The organism is Coleofasciculus sp. A1-SPW-01 (assembly GCF_040217205.1).
Lineage (GTDB): Bacteria > Cyanobacteriota > Cyanobacteriia > Cyanobacteriales > Coleofasciculaceae > Coleofasciculus > Coleofasciculus chthonoplastes_A.
Genome location: NZ_JAVJNP010000012.1, coordinates 19,771 through 43,809 on the forward strand (window position 1 = coordinate 19,771; position 24,039 = coordinate 43,809).

The 24,039-nt window shown below is 46.2% G+C and carries 14 protein-coding genes and 1 tRNA gene; 4 read left to right on the plus strand and 11 right to left on the minus strand.

Features of this window, described 5'->3' with window-relative positions; genetic code table 11:
- Positions 1-18: 18 nt before the first annotated feature.
- Positions 19-6,135, minus strand: coding sequence for a CHAT domain-containing protein (locus tag RH949_RS02205; RefSeq protein ID WP_446351774.1), 6,117 nt, complete (start codon positions 6,133-6,135; stop codon positions 19-21).
- A gap of 225 nt (positions 6,136-6,360) precedes the next feature.
- A complete protein-coding gene (locus RH949_RS02210; protein ID WP_446351775.1) occupies positions 6,361-7,572 on the minus strand; it encodes a M20 family metallopeptidase in 1,212 nt (403 codons plus the stop codon).
- Positions 7,573-7,780: 208 nt separating this feature from the next.
- On the opposite strand from RH949_RS02210, the gene RH949_RS02215 reads away from it, so the two are divergent.
- Entirely contained in the window at positions 7,781-8,698 is a 918-nt protein-coding gene (locus tag RH949_RS02215) for an excalibur calcium-binding domain-containing protein (RefSeq protein WP_006102069.1), read from the plus strand.
- A gap of 7 nt (positions 8,699-8,705) precedes the next feature.
- Here the strand turns inward: RH949_RS02215 and RH949_RS02220 are convergent, their stop codons facing one another.
- The 3 genes from RH949_RS02220 to RH949_RS02230 form a co-directional block, all read right to left on the minus strand.
- Positions 8,706-12,716: a PAS domain S-box protein gene (locus RH949_RS02220; RefSeq protein WP_446351776.1), complete on the minus strand. Its 4,011-nt coding sequence runs from the start codon at positions 12,714-12,716 to the stop codon at positions 8,706-8,708.
- Between the two features lie 274 nt (positions 12,717-12,990).
- Positions 12,991-13,668, minus strand: a complete 678-nt coding sequence (bioD, locus tag RH949_RS02225; RefSeq protein WP_446351777.1) for a dethiobiotin synthase — start codon at positions 13,666-13,668, stop codon at positions 12,991-12,993.
- Between the two features lie 22 nt (positions 13,669-13,690).
- Complete coding sequence (locus RH949_RS02230) at positions 13,691-15,655, minus strand: protein kinase domain-containing protein (RefSeq protein WP_446351778.1); 1,965 nt, start codon at positions 15,653-15,655, stop codon at positions 13,691-13,693.
- A 569-nt stretch (positions 15,656-16,224) separates the two neighbouring features.
- On the opposite strand from RH949_RS02230, the gene RH949_RS02235 reads away from it, so the two are divergent.
- Positions 16,225-17,217, plus strand: coding sequence for a ribose-phosphate pyrophosphokinase (locus tag RH949_RS02235; RefSeq protein ID WP_446351779.1), 993 nt, complete (start codon positions 16,225-16,227; stop codon positions 17,215-17,217).
- Positions 17,218-17,476: 259 nt separating this feature from the next.
- Here RH949_RS02235 and iscB read toward each other — a convergent pair whose 3' ends face one another.
- The 6 genes from iscB to RH949_RS02265 form a co-directional block, all read right to left on the minus strand.
- Positions 17,477-18,760, minus strand: coding sequence for an RNA-guided endonuclease IscB (gene iscB, locus RH949_RS02240; RefSeq protein WP_446351796.1), 1,284 nt, complete (start codon positions 18,758-18,760; stop codon positions 17,477-17,479).
- A gap of 229 nt (positions 18,761-18,989) precedes the next feature.
- Positions 18,990-19,469 carry a DUF3531 family protein gene (locus RH949_RS02245; protein WP_446351780.1) on the minus strand — a complete coding sequence of 160 codons (480 nt, stop codon included), beginning with the start codon at positions 19,467-19,469 and terminating at the stop codon, positions 18,990-18,992.
- Positions 19,470-19,580: 111 nt separating this feature from the next.
- Positions 19,581-19,760 (minus strand): hypothetical protein, encoded by a 180-nt coding sequence (locus tag RH949_RS02250; RefSeq protein WP_446351781.1) that lies wholly within the window; start codon positions 19,758-19,760, stop codon positions 19,581-19,583.
- A tRNA-Ser gene (locus RH949_RS02255) sits at positions 19,736-19,819 on the minus strand. The genes RH949_RS02250 and RH949_RS02255 overlap by 25 nt, the downstream gene beginning before the upstream one ends.
- Positions 19,820-19,849: 30 nt before the next feature.
- On the minus strand, positions 19,850-20,791 hold the full coding sequence (locus RH949_RS02260) for a TIGR04168 family protein (RefSeq protein WP_446351782.1): 942 nt from the start codon (positions 20,789-20,791) through the stop codon (positions 19,850-19,852).
- A 270-nt stretch (positions 20,792-21,061) separates the two neighbouring features.
- Positions 21,062-21,823, minus strand: a complete 762-nt coding sequence (locus RH949_RS02265; RefSeq protein ID WP_446351783.1) for a choice-of-anchor W domain-containing protein — start codon at positions 21,821-21,823, stop codon at positions 21,062-21,064.
- 235 nt (positions 21,824-22,058) lie between these two features.
- Between RH949_RS02265 and RH949_RS02270 the strand changes: the two genes are divergently transcribed.
- Both RH949_RS02270 and RH949_RS02275 read left to right on the plus strand, forming a co-directional pair.
- On the plus strand, positions 22,059-22,322 hold the full coding sequence (locus RH949_RS02270) for a hypothetical protein (protein WP_006101951.1): 264 nt from the start codon (positions 22,059-22,061) through the stop codon (positions 22,320-22,322).
- A gap of 94 nt (positions 22,323-22,416) precedes the next feature.
- Entirely contained in the window at positions 22,417-23,994 is a 1,578-nt protein-coding gene (locus tag RH949_RS02275) for a metallophosphoesterase family protein (RefSeq protein WP_446351784.1), read from the plus strand.
- Positions 23,995-24,039: the final 45 nt, after the last annotated feature.

Genomic DNA, 24,039 nt, shown 5'->3' on the forward strand with positions numbered 1-24,039 from the left:
AAAAATTTCCGCAAGTTTTTACCAAGGATTCCCCACCATAGTGAAAGATGCCCAATAATACGGATGGGTTAAATCTTGTGATTGGGGCAGTTCAGAGGGTAACAAAATCGTTCCCGCAGACGTAATCAGTTGACCATTTTCCAGTTTAATTTTCCCCTTAAGCATATCGATTTGCACCTGTCGTAAGGCTTCGGCTTTAATTGGAGCTGTTTTTAACTGATCATAAAATTGGGTCATTAGTGCCAATGTACCTTCATCACTGACATACCACAAACTGGCTAATGTTGATTTGACTCCTGCTTGCACCGCTAATCCGGCAAAGCCTAATTCGGCGTTTTCATCCCCTAATGCAGTACGACAAGCACTGAGTACCAGTAATTCTACCGGGGGATTATTCCATCCTAATTCTGGTAATTGATCAAGGCGTAGCTTACTATTCCATAACTGGATATAGGAATTGCTGATCGCACCGGGACGAAAATCGGCATGGGTGGCGAGGTGAATAATGCCAAAGGGTTGTTTTTTCCGTTGGGCTTTCAGATTATCTAGAGTAAAGCCTTCATTTAGGAAAAATTGACCTTGCCATAGTTTCTGGGTAATCGCTTCTAATTCCACAGGAACGGCGGGTAAAGGCTTTTGATCACTAAATTGTGCTGCCCCCATTGCCAATACTTTGCTATCTTGCACACTTTGGAAGCGAGTATCAGTAAGGCTTAAACTGGGCATAATTCCGACACTATAATTCTCGATCAAGAATTGTTCTTCATTGTGTAGGGCGGCGACGGGAATGGAACGTAATCCTCTGTCCATAACAAACACCAAGTTTTGAATGCCTTGGGCTTGTAAGTCAGCTTCTAATGGCGTAATTAACCAGTCGTAGAGTTGTTTCCCTGGGGCTAAGTAACCCGTAGTATCTCGGACATTGGTTACACTTCGTTGAAACTGTTGCGCCACTTGTAAAACTTCAGCGCGGGTGATGGGTATGGATTTATGAATGGGTTCTCCTTGGGCGGTAACTAAGACGAGATCCAGTTGATCATTGTCTTCGGGAGTAGCTGATTCAGAAGAGATACTACTGGGAACAAACATGACATAAATTAACGCAGGTTTGACGCCTGTTTCTTGGGCAATATCCTGCAAAAGTTGACGCGCCTCAGTTAGGGTGAGAATTTGAGTAGCTGATTTGCTGAGATAGGCTTCAAATTCTTGGGTATACGCCGCATCAATTGTGCCAAATACGGTGTCAATTGTTACAGATGGCACGTCGGTTTCTACCTGAGGCTGTGAGGGGGACTCTTTTTGCAGAATCAGCGGATTTTCGGCTGACGATTCACTCGATTCACGGCTTGTTTCTGGTGTAATTGTTTCCGGTGTAATCAGTTGAATCTGACTCGGTGCGATTCCCTGAGTATAGGGATTAGGATAGGAACCCTCGGTAATTTGATTATCGCTTCCGGTTGCGATCGCGCCCCTTGTACCATTAACATCGTTGTAGTCTTGCCCAACGGTGAAGGGGGTATCCAATTTCCCTCCTTGATGGCGGATGATCACTGATCCACCACCATTCCCGCCAGCAGTGGAGATACTGGTTGTTGTACCCGTGCGATCGCTAAATGTCTCGGTGGCACGGAAAAATTGTTCTGTGGTAATATCGACATTACCACCTCTGCCATTGCTGCCACCTTGAGCATTAATCGAATCCACTTCGATATCGTTTTCTGGATCTAAGGTGACATTCCCCCCATCGCCCTGAGTTGCACTGGAATTGATCGCACCCGTTTGAATCTCAGTTTTGGCTTGTACTGTAATATCTCCGCCTTGATTTACTCCAGATGTATTCAGATTTCCGGTAGTGACAGCCTCTTGATTACTGGTGAGAGAAATTCCCGCATTCGCCGTAATATCATTTACATTAATAGCTTGATTCGCCAGTAGGTTAATTGTGGCATTATCAAATCCGGTAATCGTACCTGTAGCGGTGATCGAACCTGAACCTGTTGGTGATAGGATAGATAGCGGATCGCTAACGGTGAGATTGCCATTGAGTTCGATCGCGCCACTACCATTTTCCCTGCCAATCCTGAGACTCTGGAACCCTTCTTCAAACACGCCTCCGGTGAGAGTAAACTTTTGAGTGGGATTAAGCGGTTGCAAAACCAGATTAGTATTTGATCCCGTTACCGTTGCACCCAAGGTAATCTCTGATGCAGTTAGGGATAAATCCGATAAGACAGTCAGGGAATCTTGGATGCTTACACGATTCGCGGTAACATCTCCGCCAAATTGGGTGATTCCTCCGGCGTCAGTGGTGAGACTATTTAATGGTGTGACACTACCCACAGCACCAGAGAATGTGGTGGTTCCGGTACTGAAGATACGTAAAGTGCGATCGCCCTCTACGATGCCACTAAAATTGATATTACCACTCGCCGTATTCAGGTCAACATCAGCGCCTAAATTAACCTTATCTCCTAAGAACCTGATATCACTACCTGAGGTTGTGATATTAGAATTAAGCGTTGTCGTGGCAGCATTTAAGGTAATAGCCCCATTATCTGTACCTGTCAGCATACCATTGAGAACAATTTCTGTGGCGGTTAGGGATAAATTGGATAGCACATCTACCGAATCTTGTAAATTCAAGCGATTCGCCGTCACATTTCCATTAAATCGAGTGATTCCATCAAGATTAGTGGTGAGAGTATCGAGTGGAATAGAATCACCAACCGCGCCGCCAAAGGTGGTTGTGTCTGAACTCGATAGTGTCAACTTATAATTGCCATCAACCGTACCTTGAAAACGAATCGGATTACTACCACTGTTGAGAGTAACATCATTACCGAGTTCAACACTGTCTGTATTAAACGCTATACCTCCGTCTTCCGTGGTGATATCAGCATTTAGGTTAGTCGTTGCACTGTTGAGTGTAATTGAAGCATCATCTGTACCCGTAATCTTGCCGTTAATTGCGATCACACCATCAGGTATTTGAATCGTTACGGGATCACTGAACGTGAGATTGCTTAAATCAATTTGTCCGCCGCTATTCGTACTGCGAATTGTCAGACTCTCGAAACCATCTTGGAAGCCAGCTTCATCTGAGGAATTCCCTGATCCGGCTAGGCTAAAGATATCAGTAATATTTGACGATTGAAGAATCAGGTTTTGATTGGTTCCCGTAATCGTTGAGCCAAATTCAATTTCATCCGCTGTTAACGATAAGTCGGACAGCACTTCTACTGCATCTTGGATGTCGATTTGATTAGCGGTAATATTGTTATTGATTTGGGTTGTTCCCTCGTTATCTGTCCTAAGGGTATTCAAAGGGCTGATGCTGCCAACTTCACCTGTAAAGATCGTTATTCCAGGATTTAATACAGTCAAATCATAAGTTCCCTCAACCGTGTTATTAAAGTTAATTTGGCTATTTCTAATCGTGCTTATCGTCAGATCAGCCTTTAATTCAACACTTTCCATAAAGTCGATTGCTGGAGGAGGCTGCATTCCGCTTTGGATCAACGTTAATGTTGAATTCGACAGCACTTCTACCATGTTGTTAAATTCTAACTGGTTGGCAGTTATATCACGATTGATGATCGTTTTTCCGTTAGCATCCGTGCTGATAATATTTAATGAATTTAGACTACCAACAATACCATTAAATAGTGCTGTCCCCGTGTCCGTATTTAAACTTAAATCATACTCTCCATCAACCGTGCCATTAAAGGTAACATTACCACCACTCGTATTGAAACTGATATTGCCCCCAAGCTGGAGAGGGTTATCTAAGATTAGATCATTGCTTCCTGTGTTTACAGTTATTGTTTCTATATCCAATGGCTGAAGCCGAAGCGTTCCAGTTCCTCTAATAAAAGGAACTTCAGGTCTATTTGCAGGTACTTCTGCGGGCTTAAGCTGAATTTCATTACTGGTCAGGGTAATGTTACCATCTAAGTCACCATTTGACTGAATCCCCCTAGTGATAATACTGGTTGCTTCAACCGCAATATCGCCACTTTCACCCGCACCATCACAGGTAATATTACTACAGGATTCTATTGTTCCTTCATTTCCTAGCGGACCTGTGGTGTCAATTACACCATCGCCATTGATCTTGATCGTGATTTCTCCGCCATTTGCACCACTTGTCTGGATATTTCCACTGTTAATATCCCCTCCCGCTGTAATCCTAATATCGCCTCCATCACCCGTAGTATCTTTACCTCGGGAAAGAGCATTCGTCATCCTGATAGTACCACCAGCATCAAGGGTAATATTGCCACCATTATCCCCTCTTGAATCGATATCACTACCACCAGCATTGCCAATTTCAATATTGTTTTCGGCGTTGAGGAGAATATCACCCCCATCACCAGTCACATTGGCTCTAGATTTAATCGGAGAGGTTCTTATATTTCCGCGAGACTCAATCGTAACCGATCCCGCATTCCCCAAATCACTGCTGACATCGATTTGTCCAACTTGAACATTTCCAGCTAAATTATTGGGATTGTATTGATTCGTTAATAAAACCTTACTATTTGGCTGACTAATGGTGATATTATCAACAACAATATCAGCATTGCTTGCCGTTGCAAATATAGGAGTTGGCAGTCCTGTACCAATCGGTTTATTTCCTGGATCTCCGCCTAAAACTCCCCAATTAATGCCTGCTCTAATATCTAATGTTGGGTTAGTACTACCATCAATTTGTAATGTTGTTCCATCGGACAACGGGACACTGGCTAAACTCGCAAGAAACAGATTAGCGTTATTCGGATTAATCGTATTATCTTCTGAATCTGTCCCCGTGATGGTAACATTTCTTACCCTTACTCGACCTCCTGCTAAAATATGTAGCGAAGCCCCGGTATAGTTTCCTAATCTGACATCACCAGAAGCTAAAATAATTGGATCATTAGGACTATCCAAATTTCCTAAACTACCATCCAATTGTTCAATCCGAAAATTGCCGCCTGCTGAGTAGTGAGCATCTCCGCTTATCGTATTAATAGAACGGAAGACCATATCCCCACTAGAGTAAAAACCACTAGCACCATGATTCAAGGCAAAGATATCAACATTTTGATTACCCTGAACAGTTAAATTATCCCCCGCTTGGGCAATAAATGGATTTGCCACAGTATCCCGGACCTGTACCGTATTCTGCGCCAAGAGTTGCAAATCCCCAGTTGTGGTTAAATGACTCTCAACCAACGTGAGATTATTCTCTGCTGAAAGTAACGCTGTTCCCGTCGTTACCGTCTTGGCAACTACATCACCCTGGTTAATCGCAATCCCTGAACCTGTTAGGGCAACTTCACCCTGTTCATTTACCGATAATTCTGTGGCGTTACTAACATTTCCTCCCGTTAGCAATTGTGGTAGGGAAAGAGGTGTAAACGGCACTTCCGTCGCCGCCGCAGGAACCTCTAAACTCAGCAATTGTCCCGCTTGGCTAATCCGCACCCATTGATTACCAGGAACAGTGGTTACGGTAATTTGACCGTCTGGGGCGACTAATTCACCCGTACTCACAACCGCACCGCCAATTAAACTGAGATTCTGTTCAGAATTGACTTCGAGTGTGCCTGTATTAACGATAGAACCGGGTTCTGGTGTATTAAAGACAAAGCCATTGGGGGTTCCCATCAGAGACGTGTAATCATTGATCCCGGTAGCATTAAACAGGTTATCGCCAAAACTAATCCCGGTAGCGGTTGTGGCGGTAAAGGCGGCGGGGACATTTAATTGAGCCTCATTGCCAAAGATAATACCCGCCGGATTCATCAAAAACAGATTAGAAGTCCCGCCAGTGATTTGAATTAACCCATTAATCACCGAGGCATCACCGCCAGTAATTCGTGAGAGAATATTCTGTATGGATGGATTGGATAAAAAATTGGCAATTTGTCCCGAATCTAAACCAAACTCACTAAAACTGTGGAAGAGATTCGCGCCATCTCCTGATAATTCTCCCCCCTCAATATCGAAGCGGTTGTTCTGTTGATTCACCGTCGTATCAGTACTGTCATCGGAAACAATCGGTTGGGTTAACCCCGATGACATGAACCCCAGTGTGGTTAGGCATAAGGTTAGGGTTGACAGTAGTTTCAGGTAGATGGGGGCTGACATAGACTTCTCCTGAGGGAGGTAATTCCTCTATAATTTTCTAGGGTTTGAGAGAGCCGATCGCGGGACTCGTTTGGCATCGATAGACCAACCCTTGGCGAATCGACGCGAGGGAAAGGATGAAAGGCAAAGCTATAAAAGCCTTGGACTCGTTACCTTACCCTGGTTTCGCGTTTGGTTGATCTGGCAGGCACACCCTAGATTGTCAGGTTTCCCGAATATCGAGAATTACTGGCAGAATTTTTCCACACAGCGAACAAATAGTTCTACTCCCATTGCTAACACAGTTTCATCAAAATCAAACCGGGGGTGGTGATGGGGATAGGCTAAATCTTTACTGGGGTTCGCTGATCCCAAAAAGAAATAGCAACCCGGTACAGCCTCTAGGAAAAATGACATATCTTCCCCGCCCATGGTTTGGCATTCGGGTACGATTCCTGTAGGGGTTTCGACGACTTCTTCAGCTACGGATCGCACCAATTCGGCTATCTGTGAGTTGTTGATCACAGGCGGATAAAGCGGCTGGTAGTCGAGTTCATACTGCGCCCCGTGACTTTGACAAATACCTGCAATCACTTGCTCGATACGCTGGCTGAAATACCCTGCCAATTGCGGATTAAAATAGCGCACTGTGCCGCTCATTTTAGCGCTATCAGCAATGACATTAAACGCTGTGCCAGCTTGAAACATTCCCACCGTAACCACGGCTGATTCAATTGGGTCAACATTACGAGCCACAATGGTTTGCAAGGCGTTGACCACTTGAGTGCCAATGACGATCGCGTCTAGGGTTTGATGTGGCATTGCCCCATGTCCCCCCTTGCCTAAAATTTTACACTGAAATCGCTCGCTTGCTGCCATTAAAGCACCATGGCGAACGCCAACAGTTCCTAGGGGCAAATTGTTCCACAAATGTAGCCCAATAATAGCATCCACATCGGGATTTTTTAAGACGCCAGCCTCAATCATCGGTTTAGCGCCGCCGGGTCCTTCTTCAGCGGGTTGGAAGATGAACTTGACGGTTCCCGCAAAGTCTTGACGGTGTTGGGAAAGATAGAACGCCGTACCTAATGCGATCGCGGTATGTCCATCATGACCGCAAGCGTGCATAATTCCATCATGTTGCGATCGATAAGGGACATTGTTTTCTTCCTGAATCGGCAAAGCATCCATATCTGCCCGAATCGCTAACACCGGACCCATGCGATCGCCCTCGATTGTAGCAACGATCCCAGTTTGGGCAATACCCGTTTGATGCTCAATTCCCCACTCCTGTAACTTTTGGGCAACAAATCTAGCCGTCAGGTGTTCAGTAAACCCTAATTCCGGGTGCTGGTGCAAGCGCCGCCGCCACTCGACAAGCTGAGATTGCAAGGCGCGAATCTCACGTCGGATCTCAGATCCGTCTACGGTAGGGGGGGTAGAAGAGGTAACAACCATGATTGCTTAACAACTCGTAATACTATACTTCAAACGGAAAGATGCCTCCGGAGCAAATCTGGAGGTATCTTCCTTTAATAGCTTATGGGGGGAACAATAAACTGATCAAAGCCCCCCTTTTTAAAGGGGATTTGTCGGGATAGTGCTGGAGGTGCGATTACCTTTTGGCTGTAAAATTTTCTTAGGCACTATACAAGACGCTACCACTATGCAACCTTTTGGAAAAGCAGCGCTTTGGGTTTTATCAGTCTTTTTTCTTCTGTTTGGACTAATTCTAGTTGCCATACACCCACCCGCCGCTTTAATGGCGCTGCTGATTGGTATTGTTTTATTACCACCGATGGTCGGGTTCATTGATCATCCATCATACCCTCTCGTCCGTTGGATCATCACGGCGATAGCTTTTGCCCTTCTCATAATCCTGACTCCTCCCGAAGACGCCCAAGTACAGCAGGTGCAAACCCCAATCCAAACCCCATCACCCACTCAGCCAAGTCCATCACCGAGTCCATTACCGAGTCCATCACCGAGTCCATCACCGAGTCCATCACCAAGTCTATCACCACAAACTCTAGTCCAAACACCAAACAATCAGCCATTAGAATTTGAGAAGTACCTGAGAGTTTCTGGTGGTGAGTTGGGATGCGATCGCATTACGGATTCTCAAGGATTGCAGTGGCATGTTGGATATTTGAGGGTTAATGAACAAGAGTATTCCATAAACGGTGCAGGCTCTCAACTTGGATTAATACCACCCATTGATGAGGTGTGGAAAGAAGAAGCGTTCAAAACTGACCCCACAGGGGCGTTAGATTTCCAGCTTCGCTTAGAGGAAGCGGTGGAAAATGTTTGCATTTCTAAGTACCCCGATACAGCTACCCGTTCTGATTGGCAAAAGCAGCGTCAAGTTCTGGGTTTATCCCCGTCAAACCGGGCGAACCAGCCAGTATCCACTCCCCAAACTACACCAGCCAACCTACCCGCCTGTGCGACTAGTGATTGCAACTGTGAAGACTTCAAAACCCAAGCCGAAGCCCAAGCTGTTTTTGACGAATTTGCCTCTAGTGGTGATATCCATAGACTCGACCAGAATAATAATGGGGTAGCGTGTGAATCCTTACCGTGAGCAAACTTTAGCTACTTGCTGTAACCACGCGATCGCGCCCTTGGGCTTTAGCCTGGTAAAGCGCCCGATCCGCCGCCGCAATCAGTTCCTGTGCCGTGGAACCATGTTCAGCAAATGCCGCCACCCCTACAGAAATCGCGATCGCATCTAAGAGTTTATGGTGATACTCGATCTGCAAACCCTTAACATCGTGGCGAATTTGTTCCGCCCGTTGCTTAGTATCAGCCAGTGAAGCATCGGGCAAAATTAGCATTAATTCCTCACCCCCATAACGGCAGGCAATATCCGACGCCCGAATACTTCGTTGTAAAAATATGCCTAATTCTCGTAACACCGCATCCCCCGCTTCATGACCAAAGGTGTCGTTAAAATGTTTAAAATGATCAATATCCAACATAATAATCCCCATCGGTCGCTGATGACGCTGCGCTCGATGAATTTCCCGCTCTAGAGACTCTTCCATATAACGCCGATTAAATAGCCCAGTCAGTGCATCTCGAATACTTTGTTGAGACAACGTTTCTCGTAATTTCAAATTCGCTAACGACAAAGCTAAATGTTCCGCTACCGTTAAAGCTAACCGTTGTTTTGCCTCGGTCAATTGTCCCAGTTGTGGCGAACTAATATATAAAATTCCTAACGCTTTTCCCTGTGCCATCATTGGCACACAAAAGGATTCTAAAGGAGAACTATCCGAATGAATATGGGGACAACGTAAACCGGATTGAGGCTGGGTTACCAAATGGGGGCGTCCCCGACGTAATGCCCAACACGATTTCGGCGAAAACAGCGTCTGACTCGCCAAAGCGGTTCCCCAAGTCGCCATGGCTTCTACCCAATTCTCAGAGGGATTAATGACAAACACTCCCCCTGAACTTCCCGGAAATAAGGGAGCAACCAATGTCGCGATCGCCTGATATGCCTCATCAACCGTTAAACAGGCTTGGAGAAAGTCACTCAAGTCGCCGAGTAACACCATTTCTCGGTTGCGGCTACCCAGTTCATTCACCCGCCCTGTTAGTTGCTGATTCAGCCTCTGCAACGTCGCTTGTGCCTGTTTGCGATCGCTGATATCTTGCACTACAGCAATATAAGATTTCGGTTCACCCTGACTATTGCGGATCAGCGACCCACTTAAATTCACCCACACTTCAGATCCATCTTTACGAATATAGCGTTTTTCACGGGAAAAGGTGTCAATTTCTCCTGCCAATAACTGATTCAGACAAGTGAGTTCCTGGTCAACATCATCGGGGTGAGTAATGTCTTTGCACGTCTTCTTTTGCAGTTCCTCTGCACTATACTGCACTAAGTCGGTAAACTTTTGATTAAACCACAGAAACTGACCCGATAACGTCGCTTGAACAATGCCGACAGCCACTTGATTAAACATACTCCGGAAACGTTTCTCACTCTCTCGCAACGCTTCCTCAGCTTGTTTGCGTTCGGTAATATCCCGATTACTGGCTCGTATCCCCAACCAACGCCCCTCAGCACTATGTACAGATTGGCAAATATGAGAGATCCAACGCAACTCTCCGGTTTTAGTTAAAATACGAAAATCAATTCCTGACACCCTCTGAGTTACCGCCGTGGCACACCCATGTTGGACAAATTTTTCTCGATCCTCTGGATAGATAATTGACTCTAATAAACTGGCGTTCTGGAGAAAATCATCAGCACAATACCCGGTAATCCGTTCACAGGAAGGAGATACATAGAGAAACTGACCGTCCGGGTTCAGCCAATATTCCCAGTCATACGTAAAGTTAGCAACCGTCCGAAATCGTTCTTCGCTCTGTCGCAGTTCCTCCTCTGCCTTTACTCGCTCGGTGACATTATCGATCGCAAATACGACACCCTTTAACTGACCCGCTTGGTTAAATAAAGATGTTCCGTTAATTGACAATAATACTCGCCGCCCATCATCTCGTTCAATGGTATAGTGTAGGTTATTAACCGCCTGATTGGTTTTTACTAAATGCCAGAACGGTAACTGTTTATACTTAATTAAATCCCCTGACTCATCCTGATTGTACCAAGTCAGCTTATCTTGATAATCTGGGCAAATCTTTTCCGACTTTAGACCTAAAATCTGTTCCGCTTGATGGTTAATCAGCATAATTTGTCCCTGAGGATTCACCCAAATGATCCCCACAGGACTGGTTTCCATAACACGGGATAATAGATCGAACTCTTGCTGTAATGACGCTTCTATCCCTTCACGTTCCTGAATTTCCTGTTGAAGTTGAGCCGTGCGCTGTTGTACCCGACTTTCGAGTTCTTGATTTAACTGACATAATTCAGCTTCGGCTTGCTCACGGGCAAGGCGAGTGCGTAACCCCTCAATACCAGAGGCTAAATCATTCGCTAATTCTTTCAATAACTGCACCTCTTCCGGCGCAAATGATCCGGAGTTCACGGCGTAGATAGTTAACACACCCAAGGGTTGATCTTTAACCTGTAACGGTAGAACAATCAACGCCCCATACCCTTGTTGTAAGGCGTGCGATCGCCAGGGTGTAAACTTTGGATCAGTCTGAATATGGCGACAAACTATCGGTTGTCCAGTTTGCAAAACGCTATCAACAGGAGATTCACCTGAGAATGGGTTAAACTCAGGCATAACAAATCGTTCTAGATACTGCTTATTTTCAGAATTATTTGGTTCAAACTCTTCCGTCTGATCTTTTCTGTCTTCTGCCTTCTTTAACGCTTCAAATCCAGCTACAGGTTGTACTCTTTGGCACGTATCGTCAGTTGTCAAGCCAACCCAAGCCCCCTGATACGCCCCTACCTCTACAATCAGACGACAAATCTTCTGGAACAACTCAGATTCCTGGGTAGCACTCATCAATATTCGGTGGGATTCACTGAGGGTTTTGAGGATACGGTTTAAAGTTTGCAGAATCCCTTGCGTTTGTTGGCACTCCCTCAGTTCCATGGGGGTCACTTGATCCCAAATTTTCCCAGCTTCCCCAGCTTCCCCAGCTCTCCCAGCTTCCCCAGCTTCCCCAGCTCCCTCATCCCTATTTTGTCGCAGATGCCAATTTTCAGCGTGGAGTGAGGAAATGATTTGACGCTGTTGATGCAGTTGCTGCTGTAAGTCTTGAATAAAGTGATACAACTGGGCTGAGTCAAGAGTTTGTAGAATACTGGTTTGAGTAACCATACCCAACAGTTCTCCTTGATGACTACAGACTCCTAATTGCTGCACTCGCCACTGCTGCATTTTCTGATGAGCTGTCCATAACGACTCTTCTGGATTCACACACAATAGGGGAAAACTCATCAGTGTATAAGCTGGCAAGTTTAAATCGAGTTCCAATGCCTGAAATTGGACAATATCTCGTTCAGTAATGATACCAAGTGGAACAAAAAATGGTCTTGAATCTCCTGATTTTGACAACGTGCTTGGCTCTGCACGGCTATTTTCCTGTTGTTCACAAATGACGACATAATTAACTCCATGCTCGGCTATTCGTTGCGCTACTGTTAGTACAGAGTTCGTGGGGGTAATGTTAATGATTTCAGGTGTCATGACGTCTGCTACTCGACGCCTTTTCAACAGTTCCATTGATGGCATAGCGTGGTGCAAACTCTCAGGTGTGACAACTCCTACCACTTGATTGTCATCATTGACAATGGGTAAGTGACGAATACCATGGCACTCGAATAAATTCAGCATTTTGAAACCATCCCGCAACTCGGATTGCTTCAGCGTAATCACTGGTTGAGTCATCACTTCAGCAACAGGAAGATTTTCTAGAGGACTTCTCTCCGCTACAATTTGAACCAAATCTCGCAACGTTATCACTCCGACTAACTGCCCGTTTTCTATAACTAAGACACAGCTTTCATCTATACCCTCGCTATAAGTTGAAGCAAAAGATCCTGTCCCATCGGGGAATGGGCAGGCGTGGGTTCCTGGATTTAGGAGTGCGATGACATGGATCAGACAGGTGTCTGGTGTAACCGTCAGCGGATGGTAGTCAATCGCAGACATTGAGGTTATCATTTTTCATTTGTTATGAGTTATTAGCCCTGGTGTGGACTAGGATGCCTTAAATTATTAAATGTCAAGCTACTTGATCGGGGATTGATCAAGGGAATACGTCGCATAGATGACCCGCTGAATTATGGGGAATGGGTGATTACCTGGAAAAAAATAGGCGGTGGTTCTCTAATTTTCCTTGATATTCGCCATGATGTTGATATACCTGTTACAGAAATTCAGCTATTTCAACTGATTTGATTCAATTCTTAAAACAACACCAGGATTTTTCGTTACATTAGAACAATCGCTCTAGTTCTAACTCAGATGCCACTTGAGCCAATTTGCTAAGATCAGTGGGATCAGCTAAGTGGGGCAGGATGCCTAAAATGGGAACCTGTGTCAGTGACTGAATTAACTCAATGGGAGTCCAATCAGCAATCTCTTCTGCTGAACGAGGCTGAACACAATTGAGGACAATTCCTTTGAGGTGAACGCCCGACTGACGCGCTAAGGCGACAGTTGCTACGGTTTGTGCGATCGCGCCCAGTGCCACTGGCACCACAATGACACTCGGTAATTTCCAATCTCTGGCGATATCCGCCACGGTTAACTCATGGGTTACAGGTGAACCCAGTCCCCCTAGTCCTTCTACTAAAACAACATCCCGTTGCTGCTGGAGGCGATTCAATGCCTGCCAGACTCCTTTTAATTCTATCGATCGTCCTTCCCGTTCCGCCGCGACTGGTGGGGCGACAGGGTGGCTAAATTGTAACGGGGCAATCTCTTGAGGGGTTTGATCCAGGTTGAATTGCTGGTGATAATGTTCCCAATCCCCGGTTCCCGTTTGCATCGGCTTGAAAATTCCCAGCCGTTTTTGCGGATAATAGGTTTGCCAATAAGCGGCGAGAGCCGTGGTTAATACTGTTTTACCCGCATCGGTATTTGTACCCGTAATTAGTAATGTTTGGGTCATTGGTCATTGGTTTGAATTGGATCTAAGGGTTGGTTAGACTGACACCTAATGTAAAAGTGGTTGGTCTTTGGGCAATCACATCAATGATATAGTTGCCCCCTTGAGGCAATTGTGCCTGCCAAAAGCTGATGTTTGAGGCATCTTCGATTAACTGACCATTGGGATTGCGGATATTTAACGTGACATCACCTTGAATAACTTCTACCGCTAGTTGCTGATTGGATTCCACGTTGACGCGATACCGTTTGACCCGTTGCGGTGCGGTTTGACCTTGAAACTGAATTGCCTGTTCTCCTTCAGGAATGATCAGTCGTTCGGTTTCGTAAGTGGGAGAGGGAGATGGGGATGGGGATGGAGATGGGGATGGGGATGGAGACGGAGAAGGCGATGGAGATGGAGATGGACTTTCCGTTGGCGAAGGTGTGGGTTCGGGGGCTTCGGTTAAGTCTAAATTGAGTTGGTACTCAGTTTCTGGAAGTTCCGGAATTAAACTTAATTGAATCGTGTATTCTCCGGTATAGGGAAGTTGACCTCGCCATTGCTGCACCCGTGTGGCGCGATCGCTCACTGGTTGATCATCGGGTCCGAGGAGGGTCATATATACCCCTTCCGTGGGAATAAACGCCTCCAACGTCTGACCTTCTTCTGCCTGAATCTGGTAGTTAACAATAGCATTGGGCTGTAATCTTCGTTCAATAGACAGTTCTCTACCAGGAGACAAATCCAGAGTTTGACTATATTCGCGGGGACTAGGACTAGGTGAAGGTGAGGGAGATTCAGTTTCCGTGGGCAAAGGAGACGGAGACTCCACAATGGTTTCTGGGGGAGTCGGTTCCTGTTTTAATCGATTCGCAATTGCCCAAGAACCCAACCCTGCAATCACGGCAAGTGCTGCACCAATTGCCACAACCATCCCAGGCTTTTCCCAAATCGAGTCATTACTCGGTTCAGGAATCACAGGTTCAGATTGCGCGGGTGGTCTCGCGGGTGGTGTCTGCGGTTCCGGACGTCGTCCTACGGCTACGGTTGCCATCCCGGAAACGTTGGCGTCTGGTTCTGGCGTAGAGGCGGCTGGGGGAGGTGGAGATTGCAGCGCTTGTAATACATCTGTTGCAGATGGATAGCGATCGCCCGGTCTGTAACTTAGCATCCGGTTCAGAATCCGGGTAAGGTCGTCACTCACTGTCACCCATCGTTGCCAGTTCCAGGTTAACTGGGTATTATCCAGTAACTCCCTGGGTTCTTTGCCTGTCAGTAGCACCACGGCAGTAACCGCTAGGGAATAGAGGTCACTACTGGGATAGGATTTTCCGGTTTGAATTTGTTCGCTGGGAGCATAACCCAGTTTGCCAACCGTTGTGGCTGGGGTTGCCATATCCGGCGACTGCAAACGGGTAGCGAGTTCTTTGACCACACCAAAATCAATTAATACCGGGAGTTGGTCGCCCTGGCGCAGAATAATATTATCGGGAGTAATATCGCGGTGGATGATCCCCTTAGTGTGAATATGTTCTAATACGGGCAATAATTGCTGGAGTAGCTGTTTAACTTCGGCTTCGGAGAAGACGGGGTTTCCCAGAGGTGTATTTTGAGGCGGTGTGGGAATCCCCACGGCTTCCGTGCTGGATGTGGGATTGCCAGCTAGCTGTTCTAGGCGCTCATTGAGTAACTCGCGATAGGTTTTCCCCTCAACGTAGTCTTGTGCCAAGAAAAACCGCCCATCCTCCTCAAACGTGGCTCGAAATTCCGGCACTTGCGGGTGTTTGATTTGATAGAGGGTGGTTGCCTCCCGTTGGAACAGTTCTTTGGACTTCTCGAACGTATAGGCTTCAGTCTGAGGCGGAATCAATTCTTTGAGCACACACAGTTCTTTAAACCGATTCAGGTCTTCCGCCAGGTAAGTTCGACCGAATCCCCCTTGACCCAGAACTCGGATCAAGTGGTAACGGGCTTGCAGAATAGTTCCAGAGGCGATCGGTTGTTCCATGAGCTTGTGAATTTGAGTTTAGGGGAAAACAGGCAGGAAGGATAGTGAGTTCCTCGTCTATAAGTCTAAATTTTATGAGAAGATGGTCACATCCTGGCATTTATTACATTTATTTTATCTGTGGCTCCTGAGACGTCCCTCAATTAGCTAGATGTTAGCAGAAGCTATGACAGGTTTTGGATACTACTCAATCTGAAGGAAATCAGTCATATTCACATTTCTTGACTTCTCCCCAAAACATTAAGTTGGTTTGTTTAACCTCTGTCTTTTGACTGATTTATTACTTTGAGGCTCGCTTTTCCTTAAAAAATGTTAATTATTTGTTCTGCTTGTACGAGTTTGATTAATAATTGGATATTTTAGTCAATTCAATGGGAAAACTATTGGGTCAATTGGATAAACTGAACAACTGAGGCAGCATCCCTAAGCATCACATCTAAAATTCCTGGTATATTTGGGCTGGTGGGCAAGGATCACAATAGCCCGATTTGTCAATTTATGAGAAATACTAGAACCATAGACAACAGCAAATGTTAAGATTGCCTTGAAATGAGCTTCGAGGGTCTGCTGTGAGCCGTTCTGCAACGTTAACGCTTCAGCCTACGCTGCCGCTAATCGCGGATAATAATCGTCTCCGACTGTTTTCTGGGTCTGCTAATGTTCCACTAGCACAAGAAGTTGCTCGCTATTTGGGCATGGACATTGGACCAATGGTTCGCAAACGATTTGCCGATGGCGAGTTATACATCCAAATTCAAGAATCCATTCGTGGGTGCGACGTTTACTTAATTCAGCCGAGTTGCCATCCGGTAAACGATAACCTGATGGAATTGCTGATTATGATCGACGCCTGTCGGCGAGCATCCGCACGGCAGATTACTGCTGTTATTCCATACTACGGTTATGCCAGAGCCGATCGCAAAACCGCCGGACGTGAATCAATTACCGCTAAGTTAGTGGCGAATTTGATTACTGAGGCGGGCGCGAACCGGGTATTAGCCATGGATTTACACTCTGCCCAAATTCAAGGATATTTCGATATTCCATTCGATCATGTCTACGGTTCTCCAGTAACCTTGGACTATCTGGCGAGCAAGCAATTACCTGATCTGGTGGTTGTTTCCCCTGACGTGGGTGGCGTAGCTAGAGCCAGGGCTTTTGCCAAAAAGCTGGATGATGCGCCCTTAGCAATTATTGACAAGCGACGGCAAGCGCATAATGTGGCAGAGGTTATGAACGTGATTGGAGATGTCAAGGGCAAAACGGCTGTTTTGGTAGACGACATGATTGACACAGCGGGGACGATTGCTGCGGGTGCCAAGATTTTGCGTCAAGAGGGAGCTAGACAAGTGTATGCTTGTGCCACTCATGCCGTATTTTCGCCACCTGCGATTGAACGCCTCTCAAGTGGAATCTTTGAAGAAGTGATTGTCACCAATACAATTCCAGTTGCTCAAGACAATAACTTTGAGCAGCTTACGGTGCTTTCAGTCGCTAACTTGTTGGGAGAAACCATTTGGCGCATTCATGAAGACAGTTCGGTAAGCAGTATGTTTCGGTGATACAAGTCGGGGTGCAGCGAAACAAAGATGTGTTGATGTTTAACGTTTGAATAAGAGGGCGGGTTTAGTCAAGTTATCAGTTGTTGCTAAACGTTAGCGGTAAAACCCGCCCCTACCCACTATTTAACCCACCTTAAATGCGGCAAGGGGGCGGACGCTATAACCGAGGGGGTTATATCGAACGCAGTGAGTACCCCCAATGGTTTAGCGTCTGGGGAAGGGTCCGCCAAGAACAATTGAGCGGAGCAAATCCTTTGATTCAAGATGAATATTCATATCCATCAGCCCTGTGAATGGTCTTTAAATATTTCGGATGCACGTCAAAACTTTTCCCTCCTGTAGTTAACTTGAAGCTTGACTTGAATCGAATAGCAATTCGACCGACATAAATACCTGCGTACTTTCCGGTTAAGACATTAGCTTTTACCAAGTCCCCAGTCTGGTATCCCATGAAGGACTTCTGAGCTGGCGCATGGCGAATGGGAAAGCCAAATTTGTTTGTACCGCAACGCTGCCTTCTTCCATGCCCCTTAGCTTTGATGTTTAGTGGTTTGATTCCGTTCATCAGAAGCTTTTCAGGAGTTGAAGCGCCGACACAAGCTGCGTCAGCCCAATGAGTTTTTTCAATCCCTCTGGTCTTACGGTTGAATTTGGTGCGACCTCCTGAGCCTACCTCTACAGGTAAACCTGTGGATTGAAGTCGTCTATACAGTTCCCAGCGGGTAGTGTTGACAGCCGCAGCATCCTTAAGAGGTGCTTTAGCCTGAGCTAATACTCGCGCTTTGACTTCTGGCTTTTTCTTGAGGAATTCCTCAACGGGCTTGTTACCCTTGGATTGATTACAAGGATGGCAACTGATACAGAGATTACTGACTCGGTTAGAACCGCCCTTGCTTTTAGCTAGGATATGTTCTATCTCGAATGGGACATTTTCAACACCACAATAAGCGCATTTTCTACCCCATTTGGCAAGAAGATACTCTTTAACCTCAAAACCAAACAGCTCACCCCTCTGGTACTCTATCCCGCTAATTTCAGGGTTCTGAATTTGTTGCAAATCGAACCTTACAAGTTCTTGAGAGATTGCTGTAATTGGACACAGCTTCCTGATTCGTCTTACCCAGGTTTCAATGTTGGAAATTCGACTTTCCAGAGATGGTGGTAACCAGCCTTGCCGACGAGTCCTGTTTAAAAAACGGGGCTTACGGTAACGGGTTTTACGATTACGGCGACCTCTCCGCAAAGATCTACGAGATTCAAGAGAATCTTTAATCTGTTGTCCCCTATGGGAGACCTCTAATGCGTTTGTGACACGTCCCGTCTCTTCCTGGACAACAGCAATCCCGGTTATTTTGCTACCGGGGTCGATCTTGATTCTATGAGGATGGACTGTAGAATTCCCAACAGTTCTATCTTGTAAAACGATAGTGAACGGATAGCGTGTGAATACTTTAGCCCTCCCTTTGTTCAATAATTCTCTTGCCCGTGCTGGATGGCAGGGGTCAAGAGGTTTTAGGTTTTTGTCTAAAACGAAAACTCGCATTACTTTGAGACTCTCATTACTGGTAAGGGTTGCCTCGCTAATGTTATAAGAGCTTTTTAAGTCTGAAGTACTGGTTTTTCCTATAGCCTGTTTAACTTCAGACAACAGAGCCTAAAACTGGCAAGCATTCTAGGGTGTCATGACTCAAATAACGGAGTTCCTAATAGGAACTAAAGCTGGTCAACACGGCTTACAATTTCTTGCAAGCCTACGCTATACCCCCAAGGGGTTAGCGTAGGTAGTTGACTCGTCCATTATTATCCTGAGACTCGTAAAACAGAGATTCTTGACTGCTTTTTATGGGCCAATCTTCATTCTCACCACCGATTATGAGTCGTTCGATGTGAACATATTCTTTAGACAGTTGCTTCAGGGCATTGATCAGAACATCGAGTGCGATCGCATCGGATGTGCCTAAGTCAAACCAGCAGCGCCCCCAGGTTCCCTGATAATCAAAGTCTCCTTGATTATGCATCAGCGCCATGAGGGTGCTGTCTGTCTCTCGGTCATCATAGTCCATGTAGCTAATATCCACACCCGTCTCCTGCACTTGCAGGTTCTCCGCATCAAATCCGCCCAATTTCCCCAGATAAAACCAGGAATTGAATAACTCTTCAATATAATCTTTTTCCATGGGGGAAGGAACAGTGGCAAACTCTAGCCAAATCCACAAATCGAATGGGTTATACTCGCGAAACTCTACCTGCATAGGTTATAAGTTATCAGTATCAGGGTTATCGGTCTAAAGCGGGACATTTTGGTTAGGAAAGGGAACAGGGAACAGGGAACAAATTTGTCCCAGCTTGGGTTGGTAGCCGTATCAGTTATGTAGGAATTTTAGGAATTTGACGTGGTTAAGGTGAGACAGGAGATAGGAATCAAGACGAATCGCCGAGAATTCTAATTTAATTTTGGCTCCCCCAGCTCCCCCAGCTCCCCCAGCTCCCCCAGCTTCCCCAGCTTCCCCAACAGGAACGGAGAGGGTGGGATTCGAACCCACGGACCTTTTGGGTCACTCGATTTCAAGTCGAGCGCATTCGACCACTCTGCCACCTCTCCAGGCTTATCTATAATACCAAGCCTGAGCGTTCATGGCGAGTGTCTGGAAACAAATTGTCCGCCAACGGGTTGAGGACGCCGATAGAGAAACTCTTCTAATACGACAGAATAGTCATTTCCCACCCAAACGAGAGAAATTGAAGCAACCCCACCCGTTTCCAGAGACACCAGCGAAAAATTCCGCAGTCGGTCTGTTTCCGTTTGCACAATTCGGGGTACACTGGCTGAATTCAGATACACGGTTCCCTCTGAACTGGTTGTGACAATCGTTCGCAATCGCTTAGTTGTGTGGCGTAATCGGTGATGCATGTGACCGAACGTGACCAAAGGAATCTGTTTTCCCAGTGCCTGAACTTGCGCGATCGCGGCTTCAAAATCCGGGTCTCCATGATCGCCGCCCAAGGGATGCCAGTCCCTCCCACAAGGCGATTCGGCTTCCTCACCTAACCCCGTTGGTCCATTGTGACCTAAAAAAAGAATTCTGTTGTAGTCTGTGGCTTGGGCGGCGGCGACAATTCGTTCAACGGACTCCTCAAAACTGTTGACCCCATACCAATCCCGATAGAAGTCTTGATTTTTCCACGCTGATCCGCCCCAACTAAACGGACGCCCGCCGACTACCGAAAGTTGAAGTTCGGGAAAGTCCAGATATCCGTAACCCACATGGGCATCTCCGAGCGCCTCTAACTGATCCTGTAACCAATTTTGCTGTTGACGGTTGTATGGACATTTTTTCCGTCCCCAAGCCGATGCGCTATACCAAGCGTCATGATTTCCCAGAATTACTGCTTTGGGCAGATCAACCGCAGCCACTTGCTCCACAACCCCCACTGACTCGTTGCCAAAATCTCCGACAAACAGCACCAAGTCAACCCCCAACTTTTGGAGTGCGATCGCGTCTTGGGCTTCCCACTGATCGTGAACATCACCAACGACGGCAATTTTAATAGATGGCTGATTATGACTGGTCATATTCATAGTTTTTTAATTATTCCTGTTTCCAGGATAAAAAAAGCCGCACTCGTTGGCTTAAGTCCAAAAACCATCTGAGGGCTTGTCGGGGCGATCCGATGACGAAATAAGAATTACTCAAAGTTGCCCCCAAGCTAACACCACCTGTAAGGGCTTGGTTACCAAGCCCCTACTTAATGGCACGCTTGTTCAGGCTGGTGGGCAATGCCCACCCTACGGTATATCAAGGTTTTGGCGATCCCCAAAGGCACATTTTCCGTGCCATTGATGCTAAGCTTTTTTACGCCGTAGTACAGAAGTGACACCGAACATCCCAATAGCGACTAGTCCTGCAACTGCACCGGGTTCCGGTACTGAAGCATAAGAAAACCCTTCAATTTTCAAGCCAACTCGCGAACGAGCATTCGCTAGGTTAGGATTCGGAGAACCCTCTAGCCAACTCATATTGGCAATCCCCGAAAGCGAGGTAATTGAGGTATCACTGGCAAAATAGTTCTTTGTGATATTATCCATGTTTCCCTCACCTACAAGTGCAGTAGCTAAACTAGACACTGGATCAACCTCGATTCCATTCACCTCGTTGACTTCCAGAAAAATTTTCGTACCCGGATCGACTGTACCCGATTTCGTTGTCGCTCGTGTCCAGAGGTAAAACCCATCCAAAGACTTCGCGGGTGGACTTTCTTGGTAGAACGCAATGGTTTGCCCACCTAGGGTAAAGGAAACGGTATTCCCATCCCAATTTAAAAGCCATGGCACCTCTTGACCATTCTGCCAATTCCACTGCAATTGCTCAACAGTTTTATGGATATCATCTTCTTTGGTGGAAAACTCCCAGTCAGCTTTGCCTTTAGCTCCTGCTCTCCCTTCCACCGTCCAGTTCAAGTTAGTCCAGCCTTCGGGAACAGTGTCACCCTCGTGTACGAAGGTTAAATCAATCGCCGCAGCAGGTTGAGATAACATGCCAAAACCCAGGACAGAGGCTCCAGCTGCTAACGTTGTGGCGACTAGCTTGTTGTGTATAACGTTCATCACGATCTCCAAAATAGACGAGACAATATTTGTTGCTATAGTGACCAGTTTAATTCTTTGAGCAGAAAAAAATATCAGGTATAGACTATTTCCCATTTAACCTGCCTAATTTGATGGCTGAATTCCTCCCCTTGAGGATAATTCTTGGGAAAATTTAGAGGGGGTGGGGTTGGGTTTGGGATTTAGTCGAAACTCCAGTACTCTATATAGGCGTTGAATCAGGAGTGTGTTACCCATGGAACTGGTTAAAGTACAAATGATGTTCGAGAACGCCCCCCGAACATCCCATAAAGACTATTCACCGGAGTTGGAAGACTTAAACGGGGAACGGGTGGAATTATCTCGTCTACCTTGCTGCGGCGAGTTGATTTCGTTTGCTGAAGGGATGCTGCACGATGTCGGACCCTGCTTTACGGTAATTGAGGTTGTCCATTTCGCGTCCCCAAAGGAAAATGGTTTGGTCGGTCAAATCATGCTACGCAAGTGTTTTCCTCGCTAGAGGGTCATTTGGTGAGATCCCCACATTAGGATAGATGATAATTCTCAATATCGGACGATAATCTCAAAACGCAAACCTTTGGCAGTGAACCATTATGCAATTTGTGTCCGATCCTCCTATTGCCGAAAAAATCCAGCAGATGAAGCAGCGAGTTCGCTGGCAAGATCCATTAATTCTTGAACGGGATATTGATCAAACTCGGCTGGTATTAGACGATGACAAACCCGATCATCCAGAGTTCTCCTTTTTAGTCGTCGGTGATACAGGTTTTGGGTCTCATAAACAACATGATCCACAATGCAAAATTGTGGAAATGATGCTCAATCACCGCGATGACTGCCGTTTTGTTTTGCATACCGGCGACGTGGTGTATCAGGTTGGTTCGAGTGAATATTATCCCAAAAACTTTATCAAACCGTACCGCGAGTTTCTCGTCGATGGCGACTCTCACCATAAAATTTCTTATGACAAAATGGTGTTTAATCTTCCCTTCCTCACCATCCCTGGAAATCACGATTACTACGACTTACCCTTCATCTACGGTGTGATGGCACAGGTAACTTGGCCCCTGCGCCACCTGTTGAAAACTAAACTCGATCTGAATGTCGGTTGGCACGGATCACATAAGGGTAAAGCTTACACCAAGGCATTCCTGGACTATCTAAAGCCGTTGAAGTATTGGGGACAGTTGGAAAATCATTTAGACCACCACTATACGGCGAAAACAGATACAGGACGTTGCTTGCGCTACCAACCTGGAAAGTTTACCCGCTTACCGAACCGTTATTATACGTTCCGTAGTGGCGGAATTGACTTTTTTGCCCTTGATTCCAATACCTTTAATTCCCCCGCACCGATTCCAGATACGCGAGAAGGGGAAGCCTTTCGCCGCCTTTTAGAAAAGCGAGGGGATGAATTAGAAGCCGAAAAAATGCAACTTATAGAAGCCTCGGTTACCCTGGATGCGGATAACCCGGAAGAGGCGGAACAGCTTGATGATTTGAATGTGAAATTAGAGCAAATTGATGAAGTAAGCCTGGATATTAATAAACAATTGGCATCGGATGAAGAAACCACGATTGATTTTGAACAATTGGACTGGCTGCGACAACGGCTAATCCAGTCTTGGCAGACTCAAGACGTAAGAGGACGGGTGATTTACCTGCATCATCCTCCTTATGTAACCGAAGCCACGAAATGGCAACAGGCACAAACATGGGCAGTTCGTCGCCGCCTGCGCCAAGTTTTGGATGCTGTGGCGACGGAGGTGGGTGATTTAGCCCAGGGGCGTCCTTTGGTGGATTTGGTGCTAACCGGTCATGCCCACTGTTTAGAATATCTAGAAACGGTGGATACTGGACATGCAGATTCTGATATTCCCTGGATTATCTGCGGTGGGAGTGGTCATAGTTTACGCCGTCAACGGAAAGAAGGGTCAGAGATTACGGAATCCGTTGGGTTTATTGACAATAATCCCTCCCGTTTGGTGGCGCGATCGCACTTTTATGCGGGACGCCATGGTCATGGTTCTAAAAAGCAGCGACTCTATTCATTTTTACGAATTGATGTTTTAGAGGGGAATCCGCCTAAGTTCCGAGTTCAACCATTTATTGCTGAACGATGTCACCGAACGTGGAATAATTATTCTAAGGAAGCGTTTGTTATTGGTTAGGAAACAGGGAACAGGGAACAGGGAACAGGGAACAGGGAATAGAAA

Excerpts from the sequence above, each read along its gene's own strand:
- RH949_RS02205 (WP_446351774.1), bottom strand. The coding sequence starts at position 6,135 with ATGTCAGCCCCCATCTACCTGAAACTACTGTCAACCCTAACCTTATGC.
- RH949_RS02210 (WP_446351775.1), bottom strand. The coding sequence starts at position 7,572 with ATGGTTGTTACCTCTTCTACCCCCCCTACCGTAGACGGATCTGAGATC.
- RH949_RS02215 (WP_006102069.1), top strand. The coding sequence starts at position 7,781 with ATGCAACCTTTTGGAAAAGCAGCGCTTTGGGTTTTATCAGTCTTTTTT.
- RH949_RS02220 (WP_446351776.1), bottom strand. The coding sequence starts at position 12,716 with ATGATAACCTCAATGTCTGCGATTGACTACCATCCGCTGACGGTTACA.
- bioD (WP_446351777.1), bottom strand. The coding sequence starts at position 13,668 with ATGACCCAAACATTACTAATTACGGGTACAAATACCGATGCGGGTAAA.
- RH949_RS02230 (WP_446351778.1), bottom strand. The coding sequence starts at position 15,655 with ATGGAACAACCGATCGCCTCTGGAACTATTCTGCAAGCCCGTTACCAC.
- iscB (WP_446351796.1), bottom strand. The coding sequence starts at position 18,760 with ATGCGAGTTTTCGTTTTAGACAAAAACCTAAAACCTCTTGACCCCTGC.
- RH949_RS02245 (WP_446351780.1), bottom strand. The coding sequence starts at position 19,469 with ATGCAGGTAGAGTTTCGCGAGTATAACCCATTCGATTTGTGGATTTGG.
- RH949_RS02260 (WP_446351782.1), bottom strand. The coding sequence starts at position 20,791 with ATGACCAGTCATAATCAGCCATCTATTAAAATTGCCGTCGTTGGTGAT.
- RH949_RS02265 (WP_446351783.1), bottom strand. The coding sequence starts at position 21,823 with ATGAACGTTATACACAACAAGCTAGTCGCCACAACGTTAGCAGCTGGA.
- RH949_RS02270 (WP_006101951.1), top strand. The coding sequence starts at position 22,059 with ATGGAACTGGTTAAAGTACAAATGATGTTCGAGAACGCCCCCCGAACA.
- RH949_RS02275 (WP_446351784.1), top strand. The coding sequence starts at position 22,417 with ATGCAATTTGTGTCCGATCCTCCTATTGCCGAAAAAATCCAGCAGATG.